The following is a 16,843-nucleotide window of genomic DNA, read 5'->3' on the forward strand; positions in this document are numbered from 1 at the left end:
AATTATATAAAGAATAATAGTGTGTCAATAAGGAATACCGGTACAAGGCAGCACAATGACCACACAATATAACCAAAGAAGCTTGGCATCTTAACACCATTTTCATCTGATATTGACTTAACCATGAAATTAGGTGCATTACCGATATAAGTCATTGCTCCCATAAATACCGCGCCACATGATATTGCCGTAAGCATTTTTGCAGGAACAACTCCAAGTGCAGTTGTAATACCTGACGCAAATCCCATTGAACCAGCCGTTGTGAGGAATACAAGATAAGTTGGTGTATTATCAAGGAAACTTGAAAGCGCACCTGTTACCCAGAACATCTGTGATGGATGTGTAAGTCCAAGCTCTGCGCCTGCACTCTTTAAAATCATAAGAGCTGGCTGCATAGTAATAAATATACCTATGAAAAGTACAGCAACTTCCTGAATGGCACCCCATGTGAAATGGTTTTTCTTTCTTATCTCTGCATTAGTTGTCTTGAATGATAAAAATGCGGCTAAAAGAATCATAACTACTTCAATAAGTGAAGTAATTGCAAGCTTAACCTCTCCAAATATAGGAATTGAGATTACCTCGCCGGCAGCATTCTGGAAAAATGGTACATCCGGAAGTACTCCGCTTAATATAACTGCTGCTACAATAATTACGATGAATATAATATTATGTAATCCCTCAAATCTTATAAGTGGCTCATTTTCCTTAATCTCTGGCATATAACCTGCTGCTATATCCTTCCTGTATGCTCTCTTGTCAAGAAAATAAAGCACTGTAAGAAGAATAATCATATTAAGGAGCAGTATCGGAAAGAATCTTATACTCCAGAAGAAAGGAACACCTCTTGAGAATCCCATAAGAAGTGGTGGGTCACCGATAGGTGTAAGACTTCCTCCCATATTAGATATAAGAAAAATGAAGAACACCATTATGTGAGCCTTATTTCTTCTCCATGAATTCATCTTAATAACAGGTCTTACAAGAAGCATTGACGCACCTGTAGTTCCAATCCAGCTTGAAAGAAGGGTTCCTATTCCAAGAAGAATAACATTTACTCTTGGTGAACCAACAAGACTTCCCTCAACTGTTATGTTACCTGCTACGCAGAACAGACCGAAAAGCAGTACAATGAATGTAAGATAATCATTTACCAGACATTCAAGTACAGTCTCTGCTGCTGTTCCAGCACCATACTTAACTGCGAACGGAATTATGAAAAGCAGTGACCAGAATATTACAGCAAATGGTCTGTACTTTTCCCACCATTCTCCTTTTACAAGTGGAATTATGGCTATACACAAAAGCAGACATGCAAATGGTATACAAAGCCATAAAGGCACATTCGTCAGCTCGGCTGCCAGTGCAACCATTGGACAAATATTAATACTCATAACTTAAGCCTCCGTAAAAAAACCTGTTCCACACACGGAACAGGTAATCTTAATATTAAATTATCTCTGCACATCGAAAGACGAATTCTTCATAAGTCTCTTAATGTGGTCAACACATGTGATATTAGTATCACCTCTGATAGCATGCTTCATTACTGAAGAAGCAACAGCGAAGTTAACAGTATCTTCAGGAGTCATATTGTCCATAAGGGCATAGATAAGTCCTGATGAAAATGCATCGCCTCCACCAACTCGGTCTACTATCTCGAAATTAATTGTCTTACTCTCATAAGTCTCTCCATTAGTATAATAGAAAGCCTTTAAAGAGTTGTTGCTTCCTGAGTGTACATATCTTACAGTTCTTGCAATAGCCTTCATATGATACTGCTCGTCTATTGCCTTAAATACTCTGTCCATGTCCTTAAATGATGGGTCCATTGTAAGACCATCTTTAACATCAGTTCCATCTTCTCTGTATACATGGATAGGTTCGATTCCAATAAGCACATCAACATAAGGAAGGTACTTACTAAGAACATCTCTTGCAGTCTCGAATGACCAGAGCGTACTTCTCCAGTTAGGATCGAAGCTGACAGTAAGTCCCATCTTCTTAGCTGCCTTAACTGCCATATCCATCATCTTACGGCAGTTGTAAGAAAGAGCTGGAGTGATACCGCTAATATGGAGCCAGTCATAATCCTTAAGAATCTCCTCGAAATCAACATCCTTATAGTCGTATTCTGCAAATGCAGAATCAGCTCTATCATATATTACCTGTGAAGGTCTGACAGAAACACCTTCTTCCAGATAATAAAGTCCCATTCTTCCTTCTGATCTTATAATGTGCTTGGTATGCACATCATTAGACTTAAGATAATTAATAGTTGACTTTCCAAGGTCTGAGTTAGGTAATACTGTAAAAAATGTTGAATCAACACCAAGGTTTGCAAGGGAAACCGCTACATTTGCCTCTGCTCCGCCATAATTAACTCTGAAATCATGTGTAGTTACAAGTTTTTCATAGTTAGGTGGTGATAGTCTCAACATCAATTCACCAATTGCTATAAATTTCATGTCTTCCTCCAACGTCATAATAGATTAAGGGTATCAAATACCCAGTTTTGCATATTCCAATGACATATTACACCACATTTGTACAAATTGCAAACTTGCATATTACTTTTTAATAAGATATAATTATTTTATTAATAAGTAAGGTTAAGGTACGTGTTTATGGATATATTTGAGTCTCTGAATTCTGTGCTTGTAGACTTGTTCAATGATATCTTGAACATTGAAGAAAGGGCTCTTATCACAGAAGAATTTAAAGATATTTCTGTTACAGACATGCATATTATAGAAGCAATCGGCATTGAAGAACCTCGTACTATGTCCACAATTTCCAAGTCACTTGGAGTAACAATGGGAACTCTTACAGTTGGAATCAATGGACTTGTCAAGAAAGGCTATGTGATAAGAAAGCGCGGTGAGAAAGACCGCCGTATAGTCTATGCTTCTCTTACAGACAAAGGAATTGCCGCATACAGACATCATGAGAATTTTCACAAGGATATGATTGGACATATCACGAAGGATTTAACAAAAGAAGAAGCCGAGGTTCTCACGAAAACATTTATACGACTGGAAGATTTCTTCCATCAGATTCCATAATAACAATCAGCTTAATAAAGGAGGGGTATTATGCCAGACAACAAGAATTTACTCAATTTAGATGATTTAGCTGATGTATTTGCACAGCTTAACGATATTGAAGACGCGCCAAAAGAACTTACTGAGGAAGAAAAAGCTTCCCAGCGCAGATATGAAGAGATAATCAAGAAACATAAGAATAATAATTAACCAAATGAATCTAAACGACTGTCCAAAATATTCAAAGGCAGTCGTTTTTATATGTGTTATAACGCAAATCCCCGTTAGTATAGATTATACCTTGTAATATTCACATTTATTCGTATATAACATATTGAAACAGCCACCCGCGGGGAAACCCAAGGGTGGCTGTTCCATCTTTATATGAAAGTGTTTGAAAGAAAAAAGCTTATTTATTGGCTGTGATACCTGCTGTCTTGTAAACAAATGTTACACTTCCGGCTTTGTCATCTGACTTGCCTAAGAATGAATTGTATTCCTGACCTGCCTTAACTACCGCCTTGATTGTATCAACGGCTGTCTGTGCGTCTGAGTCTACAAGCTTTGTGATAGGCTCGATTGCTTCGCTGTTAAACTGTGCCATTCCATCCTTTAATGTAATTGCACCTTCGTTTAACTGTGTAACTCCATCTGCAAGTGTTCCTGAACTATCCTTTAATGTAGCTGTTCCATCTGCAAGCTGTGAAGCTCCGCTCTTTAATGTATCATTATTAGCTGTAAGCTGTGAAAGTCCGCTCTGAAGGACTGCTGTTCCTTCCTTCTGAAGTTTTCCTGCATTAAGATTTAATGCATATAAGCTTGAGCAGAGAGTTCCTTCCTTGTAAGTTGAGAATGAACCAACTGATATGCTGAGTGTGTTAAGACCTGTACTTAATGTTCCAAGTCCTGCCTTAAGCTGCTTAGAACCAGCACTTAACTGTCCTGCACCTGTGCTTAACTGGTCAATTCCTGCTTTAAGCTGTGTTGCACCAGAATTAGCTGACTTAATACCAGCATTAAGGTCGCTCATACCATCAAAATATCCGGCATCTTCAAGAGATGATAATGTTGTATTGCAATTGTTATATGCCTGATAAGCCTGTGAAAGTCCGCTTGTCATTGTAACAATCTGCTCATCTGCCTTAGAACTTACTGTCGCTTCATCAAGCTGTCCGCCAGCTGCTGCACTTACAGTAGCAGCAACTACCTGCTTAACAGATGCATAGTTCTTTAATATATAACCTGTTGCCAATGCGTACTGTGTCTTACTTGTTACATCAGGTGTCTGTGATATACCAGCCTGTGCCAGAGCTGCTGCGATTACTGCCTGCTGCTGTGGTGTTGCTGAATTAGGATTAATTCCCTGACTCATGCATGTTACTGCAAATGCTACTTTATAGAAACTTCCATAAGCTGTGTTATAATTTTCTGTTGCCTTTGTCTTTCCAGCTTCAAGATCAGTCTTTAACTTATTAGTTCCTGCTGCAAGCTGGTCAGAACCAGCTTCAAGTTTTGTAAGACCGCCTGATAATGCATCTGCTCCGGTAACTAACTGTCCAGCACCTGCTAAAGCACTGTCAATTCCTGCATCAAGTGTTACAGCACCTGCAGCCAGCTCACTTGCTCCATCTGCTGCCGAAGCAACACTGCTGTCAAGATTATTATCCTTAAGAGTATTGTAAAGAGTTCCGATTCCGTCAGCATATGTCTTCATGTTGTCATTAAGTGAAACTGAACCCTCATATGCACTTGCAGCGCCATCTGCGTATGCATATATACCATCCTTAAGAGAAGAAGCACCTGTATTTAACTGGTCAACACCATCAGTAAGTGCTGGAATTGCATCACTTAACTGCTGTGTTCCATCCTGTAATGTAACTGTTCCGTCTGCAAGCTGTGTTGCTGCATCATCTAATGAAGCAACAGTTTTCTTTAAATCATCTAAAGTAATGTCATCAGCATTCATATCCGAAAGAAGATTAGATGTTGCTACAGACATTGTCATATCGAGTGAGAAATCCTTAACATCTGCTGTTAATTCAAAATACTCAGGAATATCAAGGTCAAGTGACTTATCATTAAACTTAAGATTCATAGTATCCTTAAGTCCTGGCATTGTCATACCGACTGCCACAATATTGTCTCCAACCTTAGTAAGCTTACCATTAGTAACCTCAACATTTGAGAATACATCTGTTGGAAGCATCATGCCTGTAATCATTGTAAATGGTACGGCAACTGTCTGCTTCTTACCATTAATTGTTACAGTTTTCTTCTGATTATTAGTGTAATCAAAACGTATTGTAACCTTTCCGCTCTTTCCGGCCAGGTCCTCCGGCTTAATTTCCTTGCCATCAAGCTTGTAAGTAACCTTCATTGTTACTGGCGCATTTTCACTTGACTCAGTCTTATTAAGAGTCTCATTGCCGTTAGCGTCTGTAATCTTTTCGTTGACAGTGATGTGATTCTTATTACCTGAAGCGTCATTGAATACATAAACTGTTTCCTGTCTTGTGTTAGTTGCAAGTGTGCTCTTGTTAGACACTGCAAGCTCATTAGTTATTGCCTGTGTAATCGTAGCCTCTGTACTGCCTGCTGCCATCTCTGTTACATAAGCTGTATCTGTTCCTGTTGTTGCAGCTGTATTAGCACCGCAGCCAACAAGGCTTGCTGCTGTAAGAACTACACACATTAAAACTGAACTATATCTGAATAAATTCTTCTTTACCATAATAATCTTCCTCCTATTAATTCTGACTGTTCTTCTTAGGCTTAAAACCTAAACTTGTATGAATAATCACCTTATCAAGCAATACGAAAAGTGATGGAAGAACAAATATAACAACAAACATACTGATGATTGCACCTCGTGCCATAAGTGTACAAAGTGAAGCAATCATATCAACACTGGCTATCATACCTACACCAAATGTTGCTGCGAAGAAACCAAGTGCGCTGACAATAATAGATGGAATAGATGTTCCAAGTGCTATTGATATAGCCTCTTTCTTAGAGTTACCAGCAGCTCTTTCTCTCTTATATCTTGTAGTCATAAGAATTGCATAATCGACTGTCGCACCAAGCTGAATAGTTCCGATTACTACCGAAGATATAAATGGTATCGTTGTTCCTGTATAATATGGAATACCCATATTAACAAATATAGCAAATTCAATAGCAGCAACCAGAATAACCGGAAGAGATATTGACTTTAAAACGAAGAAAATAATAAAGAATATCGCAACAATTGAAACTGCACTAACTGTCTTAAAATCCTTATCAGTAATAGTGATAAGATCCTTAGTACAAGGAGCTTCTCCAATTACCATAGATTTAGCATCATACTTCTTTGCAATCGCATCAACCTTATTAATCTGGTCATTGATTTCATCAGAAGCAATTGTGTAATTAGTTGATACCATCATAATCTGGTATTCATCACCCTTAAGCTCTGAAACAAGCGAATCAGGAAGCATTTCCGTAGGTATTTCTCCACCGAGTGCTGAGTCAATACTTAATGCAAATGAAATTCCATCCAGATCATTTACCTCATTCATCATTGCATTAGAATCCTCTGCTGAAAGATTACTGTCTGCAAGAATCATATATATAGAATTAGTTCCGTCAAAGTTCTCGGCAAGCATCTTGTTAGCCTGCGAACAGTTAAGCTTCTCTGGAAGTGTATCAGACAAATCATAGTAAACCTTAGTATTGTTATATCCGTAGATTGCCGGACCAAGAAGCAGAACGAATATTATAAGGAATATCCATGAATGATTAACAATCCATCTTGCCGGCTTATCAAAATTCGGCATAATCTCTCTATGCATTGTTTTCTCAAGAGCCTTGTCAAATGTAAGAATAAGGGAAGGAAGTATTGTAACACAACCAATAACGCCCAATACAACACCCTTTGCCATAACAACACCAAGGTCAAGACCAAGTGTAAAGCTCATAAAGCAGAGTGCTATGAATCCTGCAACTGTTGTTATGGAAGAACCAACAACTGATGTTAGTGTATTCCCAATAGCAACCGCCATAGCTTCGTGATGATCATCCGGGGTTTCTTCCTTAGCTTCCTTGTAACTGTGCCATAAGAATATAGAATAATCCAGAGTTACACCAAGCTGAAGTACCGCAGCCAGTGCTTTCGTTATGTATGAAACCTCACCTAAGAAATAATTAGAACCAAGGTTATACACAATTGCCATACCTATACTTAGCATAAAGAATACTGGTACAAGGAATGAATCCATAAATATAGCAAGTACAATACATACCAGAACAACCGCTACAAGTACATAAAAAGGAGTCTCCTTTTCTGCCATTGTCTTAGTATCTGTAACTACAGCAGACATACCGGCAATATAACACTGATTATCCGTAACATCTCTTACTTCCTGAATAGCCTTCATTGTATCGTCACTTGATGTTGTATCATCAAAGAATATTGCAAACAATGTAGCTCCTGAATCCTCGTTTTCAAAATAAGAACGGAACTTATCAGGAAGAATTTCTGAAGGAACATCATCTCCTACCACTCCACTATAAGAGATAACTGACGCAACATGGTCAACCCCCTCAACTTTCTTTACCAACTTAGAAACATTTGACTTATTCATTCCGTCAACGACGACCATTGCATAAGCGCCCTTTCCGAAATCATCAAGCAAAATGTCCTGTCCCTGCATAGTGTCGATATCACTTGGCAGATAATACAGGATATCGTAATTAACCCTGGTATTAAAGTAACCAAGAACTGATGGAATCAACAGCAGGAAGCTAAGAACCAGAATTGGAATTCTTAACTTAACAACAACTTTTCCAAACTTTTTCATATAAATAACCACGCCTTTCTGTAAGATGCAAATGCCAACAACCCTTAGTCATATAAGTATTCATGTCTTTAACAAATATGACCGATAGTCATTTTCAATTTCAGTTGACATTATAGCACCTCAAAACACATAGTCAATAGAAAATTGACCAAAAGTCATTTTTTAATATTTATTTTATAATTGGATTGGTGTATAATGTATTTATAAATGAGTTGGCATGGTAATCAATTTCAGGCACGCTTGCGCTGCTTGTCGCTCACAGCGGACACTAAACTCGTTGCAGTTCCTGCAACTTGTTAAGTGTCGGTGGCTCCAAAGCACCTGAAATCAATTACCATACCAACTCATAATACACACTATAACCAACTAATAATTAACACTAATAAAGGTGAGTGATTGATATGGGAAAGCTTGAAACTAACAAACAACAGAAACTTACTTCTCTGCTGAATACTGCATTTAATCTCTTTACTACCCAGGGGGTTACGAAGACTTCTATTGCGGAAATTTCTCAGAAAGCTGGAATTGCTAAGGGTACATTTTATCTGTACTTTAAGGACAAGTATGATATAAGAAACCGTCTTATATCACATGAATCAAGTAAATTATTTAAGAATGCCGTCGCTGATTTAGAGGAATTTTCTAAAGAAAAGAACGAACAGTTAGGTTTCGAAGAAAAAATAATATTTATAATTAATCATATTGTAGATGAGCTGAATTCTAATCAGACTCTTCTGACATTTATATCAAAAAACCTTAGCTGGGGAATCTTCAAGGAAGCTCTCACAACTAAGGTTGCATCTGATGATATTAACTTTAAAGATGTATATTATGAAATGATTAACGCTGAGGATATCTCACTTGAAGAGCCTGAAATAATGCTCTTCCTTATTGTTGAGCTTGTAAGTTCAACTTGCTACAGCGCAATTCTTTATAAAGAACCTGCTGACATAGATACAATTAAGCCTTATCTTTTCAAGACAGTACGTGCAATCATCAAAGAGCACACTATCCGGTAGCTGCTTACGCTTTCCCTTCAAGCTCCTGGTATATATCCCTTTTTGACACACCCCTGTCCTTTGCCGCAGCTTTCATGGCTTCTTTCTTATCCATGCCCTGCGACATATACATCTGCACATGTTCTGCCACACTCATGTTTTCCCACTGCTTTCTTGCCTCGGCCTTTAACTGCTCACGGCTTTTACCGGCAATCACAAGCACATATTCGCCTCTCGGCTCATTATTTTCATAATATTCACATGCAGATTCAAGCGTGAATTCCATCGAATTCTCATATCTCTTGGTAAGTTCCTTACATATAGTAATCTGTCTGTCACCGCCAAGCGTATCTTGTAGTTCCGCAAGTGTCTTAGTAAGTCTGTGCGGTGCTTCATATATAATCATAGTCCTTGTTTCACATGCTAACTCTGCAAGAACTTCTTTTCTCTCATTCTTATCCGCTGGTAAAAATGCTTCAAATGCAAATCTTCTTGTCTCGCGTCCTGACATTGTAAGCGCTGTTATGCATGCTGCCGGTCCCGGAAGTGAAGTAACCCTGATACCTGCTGCCCTGCATTGCTTTACAAGCTCCTCACCTGGATCAGATATTCCCGGAGTTCCAGCATCCGTAATTACAGCCACATCCATTCCACCTAATATTTTATCAACAAGAACCTTTGCCTTATCATACTTATTAAATTCATGATAACTTGTCATAGGTGTCTTTATTTCAAAATGATTAAGCAGCTTAATACTGTTTCTTGTATCCTCTGCTGCAATCAAGTCTGCCTCTGAAAGCACACGCAAAACCCTGTAAGTAATATCCTCAAGATTACCAATAGGCGTTGCACACAGATACAGCATACCCGGTCCGTCTTTCTTTACATTTCTCTCATTATCCATAATAAACCTCTATCTATTCATACATTTTTAGAAGCGCATCAGTGTAGGTACCGTCCGTCTTGTATACAATAAGCGGTTCTTCAACAATAAGCTGGGAATTACCTCCCTTAACCGCTTCTATAAGCACCATATTGGCAGCCTTATTCACATAAGGATACACCAGCCTCATTCTCTTCGGCTCAAGATGATACTTTCTCATAGTGTCAAATATATCAACAAGTCTGTTCGGTCTGTGAACCATATACATTTTCCCTTTGGATTTAAGACAACGGCTTGCTTCCCTTATAACATCATCAAGACTACACAGAAGCTCATGCCTTGCAATTGCCTTGGCACTGTCCGGATTAACAATACCGTGATTTTCATTCATATATGGCGGATTGCTCGTCACAACATTAAAAGAAGCTTCCCCAAATATAGTGGAAGCTTCCTTAATATCACCCTTAACAACACTGATTCTGTCCTCAAGATGATTAAGCTCCACATTTCTTCTGGCAAGCTGTGCGCTTCCCTCCTGAATCTCAAGAGCACTATATGTGCTACCTGGATTCTTAGACTGCATAAGCACCGGAATAATACCATTACCGGTACCCATATCCAGCACCCTGTCCTTCTTCCCTGCCCTGGCATAAGTAGACAACAGCACTGCGTCCATTCCAAAACAAAAAATATGTGTATTCTGTATAAGCTTTAGTCCATCTCTCATCAAATCATCAATTCGTTCATTAATCATCACTAATATGGGCTTTTCCTTCTTTTCTTTCTAATTCCTCAAGTGCCTTAAGTTCCTTATCATCATCAATGCGGACCTTATCAAATCTTCTTTTTCTCTTAAAACGAAGCTCCTCAACCGGATATTCCTTAAGTTCCTTTTCGTCATTATCATGAGTTATTAATACCTTAACTCTCTGCCTTAAAACATTGACACTTGAAACCTCACCAACCAGTTTATCTGGTGTAGTAACAGAATCTCCCACATTAGGCAGATGACTATTTAATTCCTCATATGTATCCTGCTCATTCTTTAAACAACACATAAGTCTTCCACACACACCTGAAATCTTAGTTGGATTAAGTGACAGGTTCTGCTCCTTAGCCATCTTAATAGATACCGGATTGAATTCTGGTAAAAATGTGGCACAACATAAAGGTCTTCCGCAGGAACCAATTCCACCAAGAATCTTAGTCTCATCCCTTACTCCAATCTGTCTTAATTCAATTCTTGTCTTAAATACTGCAGCAAGATCCTTAACAAGCTCTCTGAAATCAATTCTTCCATCAGCAGTAAAATAGAACAACACCTTATTATTGTCAAATGTATACTCAGCCTTAATAAGCTTCATGTCAAGATTATGCTTTGCAATCTTCTCAAGACATATCTTAAATGCTTCTTTTTCCTTTTCTCTATTTTTTAATTCTCTTTCATCATCTTCTGGTGTTGCAACCCTTATAATTGCCTTTAGAGGCTGGATAACCGCTGTATCTTCTACTTCTCTTTCACCTAGAACAACCTGTCCATATTCAACTCCTCTGGCAGTCTCAACAATAACATGCTGTCCTGTTTCAACTGAATATTTCCCAGGTGCAAAAAAATATATCTTTCCAACCTGTCTGAATCTAACTCCAACAACTTTAGTCATCTATACTCTCCATTCTATGAATTTTCCTTAATCGCCATAATAAGCAATTCAATAACCAGATCAAAATTAACATTTGCCTGAAGTCTCACCTTAACCCTGTCAATAGAATTAATAATATCCTGTAAACCTTCATATGACATAGTCTGTGCCTGACTCTTTATCAGTGTCATCTGGTCATTAAATATGAGCAGATTAGTATCATTCGTACTCTTAAACATAAGTACATCCCTGTACCACATAAGCATAAGGTCAAGGTAATCATCAATAGTCAGCTTATAATTGGTAACTCTTTTCACCGATGTCATAATATCAGCCGAATCCATATCCTTAGCATTCTTAATAACATCCATTACATCACGTCTTAACTCTGCAAACTCAGTAGATTCAACCATAGTCATTGCCCTGCCGATTCGTCCAGCTGCAAATCTTGCTGCAAATTTACACTCGTAATCACCGATATTATCATAGTGATCTTTAAGATATTTAATAACTACATCATCCTTAAGTGGCTTAAGATCAAGCACAACGCATCTTGACAGAATAGTCTGTAAGAAAACATCCGGATTATTAGCAAGCAGAATAACAATTCCATAAGCCGGCGGCTCTTCAATTGTCTTAAGCATTGCATTTTGTGCTGCAACAGTAAGCTTGTCTGCTTCATCAATAATGTATATCTTGTAAGGACTGCTGTAAGGCTTAATCTGCATATCCGATACAAGCTGGTCTCTTATATCATCAACACCAATACTTCCCGGCTTCTCATGTCCAACCCAGATAATATCCGGCTGGTTCCTGCCTGCTGCCTGCACACAGGAATGGCACACCCCACAAGGCTCAACACCGCCCGCCTCACACTGCAGTGTCTGTGCAAATGTGCTGGCAATAAGCTTCTTTCCTGAACCAAGTCCTCCGCTGATTACATAAGCATGAGATACCTTTCCCATAGATATTGCACTCTGCAAATGTTCTTTAATAGTCTCATATCCATATATATCTGAAAAATTACCCATACTTATTCCTCTTTTCATTACTTATCTGTAATATTATAACACATATTGCTCCTATGTTGAAATATCTAATAACAATCCCCTTATATCATCAATAGCTCCAACTATTGCAAGATGATCCTTTTCATCTTTTACCAGTTCTCTGGCAAGATTATCAAGATTCTCATCTACCATCTTAACAATTCCATACACCCTGTGTCTTCCTCTCCTGTCAAGAAAGTTCTCTCTTGAAAACTTGTGTGAACGGTTTACAACTTCATTTAGGAATCCCTTAACAAGCTCTCTGTACTTCTTCATATCTCTTATATCCATATGCTTTGCAATCTTTTCACCCTGCTCGGTAATTTCCTGCATCATATTTCCCAGTTTTTCCTGAAGGTCTTTCTCCTCAATATTGCTAATCAGTGTAAACTTAAAACTATCATCTGATTTTTCCTGTGCTTTAACCGGAGTGGTCTGATTAGCCGGTGCTATATCTTTAACCTTAATATCCATACATACCTCCTAATATGGCACTCTTAACTTCACTAATGCAATCCTCTAACTCTCCATTATTGCTAAATCTTCTTGTAATACCAGCTTTAGCAATATTCTCTTCTGAAAAATCCTCACTGTCTGCAAGAAATCTTCTGCACATTTCCTCATAGTGTGGATTATCCTGTTTCTGTTCTCTGTGGATAGCCCTTGTGAGTCTCAATCCATCTTCTACTTCAATGTATATCGGCATAATATGCTGTTTTCCATAGAATTCACAGAATTTATCATACGCTTCAAGCGTTCCTATAACCAGATACCTGTTACCACTGTTAAGGTCAATCTGTCCGTCATCAGCTGTAAAATACTTCCACACACCATACACAGTATTATATTCTCTCAATTCAACAATCCTGCCGCTCTCCTGCATCTTAACAGCTGTCTCATCATTTACAAAAAAATACTCAACCCCATCGGTCTCCCCGGCTCTCATTGGTCTTGTTGTATACAATATAACAGTATTAAGCTTCAGACTTTCATCTTCAATTAGGTTTTTATATATCTTATCCTTGCCGGACGCGCTTTTTCCCATAATAAATGCTATCTCAGGCATCTTATCTTTCCTTCCTTAAGACCGGGTACTTCCAGCCCGGCATTTATCGCACTCTTAATAATTCTGCATACATCACCGGTAATCCGCTCGCCTACATTAACAACAGGCATTCCCGGTGGGTATATAAGAACCGATGACATACTTATTCTACCACATATATCAGATGAATTAACAGATAAATCTTCATATCCATTTTCATCCATTAAATCAATTGCATCTGCCGGACACATACATACTTCTGGCTTGTTGTTAATCGCATACCCTAAGCTTTCTTCTACATCATTTTCACTGTCTTTGCTTTTAACTTTCCAGCTTTTATCAATCTCCTTCAATGCACTAAGAAATCTGTCATAATACTCCTGTTTATCAGCAACTGAAGTCATTGCAATAACATATTTAAATGATGCCATCTCAAGCTGCACCTTATATTCATCCAATAACCTGTCATATAGGTACTTTCCATCATCACATATAAGAATAATCTTAGAAATATCATCACTATCCATCAACCTTATATTATTAAGTTTTGCAATATTTTCTCTTAAATTCTTAAGTCTGTTTATATATTCCTTAAAAATATAATCTCCCTGCCCTTCAATAATTCTCATACACCTGTCAATACTCGCCATAAGAATATATGAGGGGCTGGTTGTCTGATATATATTCCAAAATCTTTCCACTTTATCATAATCTACATAATTTCCAGAAATATGTAGCAGTGCAGTCTGTGTAAGTGCCGGTAATGTTTTATGAATACTGTTAATTACAATATCAGCCCCAGCTTTTACTGCCGACTCTGGAAATTCCTCACTGAATTCAAAATGTGCCCCATGCGCTTCGTCAACTATAAGTGGTATTCCTTTTTCATGCAGATAACTGGCAATCTCCCTTACCTCTGACACAACACCTTCATAAGTCGGAGAAGTTATAATAACCGCCTGTGCATCCCTGTTATTTTCAACACATTTTCTAATCTGTTCTAATGATAGTCCTCTGTATATTCCTGTATCATTATCAACCTCCGGTATAACATATACTGGCTCTAACTGTGCCATAATCAATGCATTGTACACTGACACATGACAGTTTCTTGCAACGATAATCTTTCCTTTTCTTTTCGTCGCACCGCATATAGCTGATAATATTCCTGCTGTACTTCCATTTACAAGCATCAGTGTTTTATCTGCTCCATACAATTTTGCTGCCCTGTCAGACGCATTTTTAATAATACCATCCGCATTATGCATATTATCAAATCCGTCAATCTCGGTAATATCAAGTTCTGAAGTACTTGCATATTCAGTATTGCGCTTTCCTCCCGGCATATGCATTGGCACATAACCAGCTTTTGAATACTCTTCAAGTTTTTCCAGAATATCTATATTTCCCATCAATACAACTCCATTATCTCTTATTCTGTAACCATAAGCTTTACTGTTACTTCATCATGGCTTCCAATTGCATCTGTAACTTCATACTTAATATCATAAGTACCTGTCTGGTCAAATGTATATCTTCCAACAGTCACAATCTTTGCAGTAATATCATTACCACAAGTATCAGTTGCAGTAACCCCTGTCATTACATCTACACTCTGACCAATCTTTGTCTGAATGTCCTTTGCCCCTTCTATCTTAGCACTATAAGCATTCCACGGATTATTCTCGTCAGGGTCTGTAGGATCCCAGCCGGCATATGCACTGTCCTCTGGAATCTTTATAGAATCCGGCTTACCAAGTGGTCCAGGATTAACTGCATCATCATATATAGTTACACCTGTTCCCGATGGACAGTTATCATATATCCACTTTACATCCCTAACGCACATTCTAACGCATCCAAGAGAAGCATAATCACCAAGCTTATTGTACTGTCCATCCTCCAGATCACCCTTATTCATTGAATAATATGGAACAGAATGGAACAGATAACCTCCACTTATTCTGAATGCATAACGTCCATAAGTACCATCAACCATATATCCCCATTCGTACTTATCTGATGTTACATAATTCTCACCCACAATAGTTTCGTCGCCTGCTTTTCCACATGATGTTGCAAATGCTTTGACTGGTATGGTGTATTCTCCATTCTCATCAATCCCATACACTGTAGCACAGTTAGCAGCTCTGTTTACTTTAATAAAATATGGAAGATAAACTCCTTCTGGTGCAATGTATTCTTGTTCTTTTGATTCAGGCTCTTTATTATCAATCCACACAACTTCCCTTGCCGCTGTTGTCTCTTCTGTTGAAACAACTGTCTGTTCATCATTACTCCCATGATTATCATCCTGTTTTTCCTTATTATAATGAGACAACATAATTCCAGCAGTTACTGCTCCTGCAATAGCAATCACAGCAACAGCAATAAATATAACAAGTGTCAGATTTCTCCTGAACCATGACTTTCTTCTTTTTAAATATTTATAATTAATATTTCCTTTTGACATAATATCCTCCTTTGTCCATTACAAAAATTAATATGTGTTTATAAATGTTTTTAACGCAAAAAAAGCTGTTTCATCACGAAACAGCTTTAAGTGCCTAGAACCGGAATCGAACCAGTGACACGAGGATTTTCAGTCCTCTGCTCTACCGACTGAGCTATCTAGGCTTAGTAGCGGGGACAGGATTTGAACCTGTGACCTTCGGGTTATGAGCCCGACGAGCTTCCGAGCTGCTCTACCCCGCGGCATTCACTATATATATTATGTTAAATAGATGTAAAATATACATCAAAGTGGGCGGAGAAGGATTCGAACCTTCGAAGGCAGTGCCAGCAGATTTACAGTCTGTCCCCTTTGGCCACTCGGGAATCCACCCATCTATTAAATTAATACTAATAATGCTCTCACATTATTAATATAGAGCCGACTGTCGGAGTCGAACCAACAACCTGCTGATTACAAATCAGCTGCTCTGCCATTGAGCCAAGTCGGCAAAATTGATGGGGCCTACAGGGCTCGAACCTGTGACCCTCTGCTTGTAAGGCAGATGCTCTCCCAGCTGAGCTAAGACCCCATATATAATTGTAAGCTGTTTCCAGCAAGTTATCATCTGGGAAATGATAACAACGACCCGGATGGGGTTCGAACCCACGACCTCCGCCGTGACAGGGCGGCGCTCTAACCAGCTGAGCCACCAGGCCAATCGCTTTCGCAATTAAGAGATAAACTCTTTTGAAAGATTGCTCCTTCAAAACTGCACATTAAATATATCATATCATATCTGTCTTTGCAAATACTTTTTCATCCGATTACTCTTAAGAATAACTCTCTTTGTTCTATCCAAACCGTCTTAACCTTTTCTCTTGGTTAAGCCCT

General features: G+C 38.4%; 15 protein-coding genes and 6 tRNA genes. 3 read left to right on the forward strand and 18 right to left on the reverse strand.

The window, feature by feature from the left end; genetic code table 11:
* Positions 1–2: 2 nt before the first annotated feature.
* Complete coding sequence (locus tag GKE48_RS01855) at positions 3–1,394, reverse strand: sodium:proton antiporter (RefSeq protein ID WP_243138414.1); 1,392 nt, start codon at positions 1,392–1,394, stop codon at positions 3–5.
* 60 nt (positions 1,395–1,454) lie between these two features.
* On the reverse strand, positions 1,455–2,468 hold the full coding sequence (locus GKE48_RS01860; RefSeq protein WP_022099174.1) for a sugar kinase: 1,014 nt from the start codon (positions 2,466–2,468) through the stop codon (positions 1,455–1,457).
* 159 nt (positions 2,469–2,627) lie between these two features.
* Between GKE48_RS01860 and GKE48_RS01865 the strand changes: the two genes are divergently transcribed.
* Positions 2,628–3,065 (forward strand): MarR family winged helix-turn-helix transcriptional regulator, encoded by a 438-nt coding sequence (locus tag GKE48_RS01865; RefSeq protein ID WP_012738310.1) that lies wholly within the window; start codon positions 2,628–2,630, stop codon positions 3,063–3,065.
* A 30-nt stretch (positions 3,066–3,095) separates the two neighbouring features.
* Positions 3,096–3,254: a hypothetical protein gene (locus tag GKE48_RS01870; protein ID WP_154300341.1), complete on the forward strand. Its 159-nt coding sequence runs from the start codon at positions 3,096–3,098 to the stop codon at positions 3,252–3,254.
* 199 nt (positions 3,255–3,453) lie between these two features.
* Here the strand turns inward: GKE48_RS01870 and GKE48_RS01875 are convergent, their stop codons facing one another.
* Both GKE48_RS01875 and GKE48_RS01880 read right to left on the reverse strand, forming a co-directional pair.
* Entirely contained in the window at positions 3,454–5,775 is a 2,322-nt protein-coding gene (locus GKE48_RS01875; RefSeq protein WP_154300342.1) for a hypothetical protein, read from the reverse strand.
* 16 nt (positions 5,776–5,791) lie between these two features.
* A complete protein-coding gene (locus GKE48_RS01880; RefSeq protein ID WP_055216988.1) occupies positions 5,792–7,882 on the reverse strand; it encodes an efflux RND transporter permease subunit in 2,091 nt (696 codons plus the stop codon).
* A 401-nt stretch (positions 7,883–8,283) separates the two neighbouring features.
* Here GKE48_RS01880 and GKE48_RS01885 point away from each other — a divergent pair, with 401 nt between their 5' ends.
* Positions 8,284–8,901, forward strand: coding sequence for a TetR/AcrR family transcriptional regulator (locus tag GKE48_RS01885; RefSeq protein ID WP_055216990.1), 618 nt, complete (start codon positions 8,284–8,286; stop codon positions 8,899–8,901).
* Positions 8,902–8,905: 4 nt separating this feature from the next.
* On the opposite strand, the gene rsmI is transcribed toward GKE48_RS01885, so the two are convergent.
* The 14 genes from rsmI to GKE48_RS01955 all read right to left on the reverse strand — a co-directional run bounded on the left by rsmI (position 8,906) and on the right by GKE48_RS01955 (position 16,668).
* Complete coding sequence (rsmI, locus tag GKE48_RS01890) at positions 8,906–9,784, reverse strand: 16S rRNA (cytidine(1402)-2'-O)-methyltransferase (RefSeq protein WP_022099170.1); 879 nt, start codon at positions 9,782–9,784, stop codon at positions 8,906–8,908.
* A gap of 13 nt (positions 9,785–9,797) precedes the next feature.
* On the reverse strand, positions 9,798–10,517 hold the full coding sequence (locus GKE48_RS01895; RefSeq protein ID WP_055216991.1) for a tRNA1(Val) (adenine(37)-N6)-methyltransferase: 720 nt from the start codon (positions 10,515–10,517) through the stop codon (positions 9,798–9,800).
* Entirely contained in the window at positions 10,510–11,424 is a 915-nt protein-coding gene (locus GKE48_RS01900) for a PSP1 domain-containing protein (RefSeq protein WP_022099168.1), read from the reverse strand. The genes GKE48_RS01895 and GKE48_RS01900 overlap by 8 nt, the downstream gene beginning before the upstream one ends.
* Before the next feature lie 14 nt (positions 11,425–11,438).
* Positions 11,439–12,434, reverse strand: a complete 996-nt coding sequence (locus GKE48_RS01905) for a DNA polymerase III subunit (RefSeq protein ID WP_022099167.1) — start codon at positions 12,432–12,434, stop codon at positions 11,439–11,441.
* A 51-nt stretch (positions 12,435–12,485) separates the two neighbouring features.
* Positions 12,486–12,926 carry a YaaR family protein gene (locus tag GKE48_RS01910; RefSeq protein WP_012738300.1) on the reverse strand — a complete coding sequence of 147 codons (441 nt, stop codon included), beginning with the start codon at positions 12,924–12,926 and terminating at the stop codon, positions 12,486–12,488.
* Positions 12,916–13,518: a nucleoside/nucleotide kinase family protein gene (locus GKE48_RS01915; RefSeq protein WP_012738299.1), complete on the reverse strand. Its 603-nt coding sequence runs from the start codon at positions 13,516–13,518 to the stop codon at positions 12,916–12,918. The genes GKE48_RS01910 and GKE48_RS01915 overlap by 11 nt, the downstream gene beginning before the upstream one ends.
* On the reverse strand, positions 13,506–14,909 hold the full coding sequence (locus GKE48_RS01920) for an aminotransferase class I/II-fold pyridoxal phosphate-dependent enzyme (protein ID WP_154300343.1): 1,404 nt from the start codon (positions 14,907–14,909) through the stop codon (positions 13,506–13,508). The genes GKE48_RS01915 and GKE48_RS01920 overlap by 13 nt, the downstream gene beginning before the upstream one ends.
* A gap of 20 nt (positions 14,910–14,929) precedes the next feature.
* Entirely contained in the window at positions 14,930–15,970 is a 1,041-nt protein-coding gene (locus GKE48_RS01925; protein ID WP_154300344.1) for a L,D-transpeptidase family protein, read from the reverse strand.
* A 91-nt stretch (positions 15,971–16,061) separates the two neighbouring features.
* Positions 16,062–16,134, reverse strand: a tRNA-Phe gene (locus tag GKE48_RS01930).
* Positions 16,135–16,138: 4 nt separating this feature from the next.
* Positions 16,139–16,212: transfer RNA gene (locus GKE48_RS01935), tRNA-Met, on the reverse strand.
* A 49-nt stretch (positions 16,213–16,261) separates the two neighbouring features.
* Positions 16,262–16,343, reverse strand: a tRNA-Tyr gene (locus tag GKE48_RS01940).
* A 45-nt stretch (positions 16,344–16,388) separates the two neighbouring features.
* A tRNA-Thr gene (locus tag GKE48_RS01945) sits at positions 16,389–16,460 on the reverse strand.
* 8 nt (positions 16,461–16,468) lie between these two features.
* Positions 16,469–16,541, reverse strand: a tRNA-Val gene (locus tag GKE48_RS01950).
* A 53-nt stretch (positions 16,542–16,594) separates the two neighbouring features.
* Positions 16,595–16,668: transfer RNA gene (locus tag GKE48_RS01955), tRNA-Asp, on the reverse strand.
* Positions 16,669–16,843 lie beyond the last annotated feature (175 nt).

It is taken from the genome of Lachnospira eligens (assembly GCF_009680455.1).
Lineage (GTDB): Bacteria > Bacillota > Clostridia > Lachnospirales > Lachnospiraceae > Lachnospira > Lachnospira eligens_A.

Bases quoted from the DNA above. Each gene is read 5' to 3' on its own strand.
- GKE48_RS01855 (WP_243138414.1), bottom strand. From the start codon at position 1,394: ATGAGTATTAATATTTGTCCAATGGTTGCACTGGCAGCCGAGCTGACG.
- GKE48_RS01860 (WP_022099174.1), bottom strand. From the start codon at position 2,468: ATGAAATTTATAGCAATTGGTGAATTGATGTTGAGACTATCACCACCT.
- GKE48_RS01865 (WP_012738310.1), top strand. From the start codon at position 2,628: ATGGATATATTTGAGTCTCTGAATTCTGTGCTTGTAGACTTGTTCAAT.
- GKE48_RS01870 (WP_154300341.1), top strand. From the start codon at position 3,096: ATGCCAGACAACAAGAATTTACTCAATTTAGATGATTTAGCTGATGTA.
- GKE48_RS01875 (WP_154300342.1), bottom strand. From the start codon at position 5,775: ATGGTAAAGAAGAATTTATTCAGATATAGTTCAGTTTTAATGTGTGTA.
- GKE48_RS01880 (WP_055216988.1), bottom strand. From the start codon at position 7,882: ATGAAAAAGTTTGGAAAAGTTGTTGTTAAGTTAAGAATTCCAATTCTG.
- GKE48_RS01885 (WP_055216990.1), top strand. From the start codon at position 8,284: ATGGGAAAGCTTGAAACTAACAAACAACAGAAACTTACTTCTCTGCTG.
- rsmI (WP_022099170.1), bottom strand. From the start codon at position 9,784: ATGGATAATGAGAGAAATGTAAAGAAAGACGGACCGGGTATGCTGTAT.
- GKE48_RS01895 (WP_055216991.1), bottom strand. From the start codon at position 10,517: ATGATTAATGAACGAATTGATGATTTGATGAGAGATGGACTAAAGCTT.
- GKE48_RS01900 (WP_022099168.1), bottom strand. From the start codon at position 11,424: ATGACTAAAGTTGTTGGAGTTAGATTCAGACAGGTTGGAAAGATATAT.
- GKE48_RS01905 (WP_022099167.1), bottom strand. From the start codon at position 12,434: ATGGGTAATTTTTCAGATATATATGGATATGAGACTATTAAAGAACAT.
- GKE48_RS01910 (WP_012738300.1), bottom strand. From the start codon at position 12,926: ATGGATATTAAGGTTAAAGATATAGCACCGGCTAATCAGACCACTCCG.
- GKE48_RS01915 (WP_012738299.1), bottom strand. From the start codon at position 13,518: ATGCCTGAGATAGCATTTATTATGGGAAAAAGCGCGTCCGGCAAGGAT.
- GKE48_RS01920 (WP_154300343.1), bottom strand. From the start codon at position 14,909: ATGGGAAATATAGATATTCTGGAAAAACTTGAAGAGTATTCAAAAGCT.
- GKE48_RS01925 (WP_154300344.1), bottom strand. From the start codon at position 15,970: ATGTCAAAAGGAAATATTAATTATAAATATTTAAAAAGAAGAAAGTCA.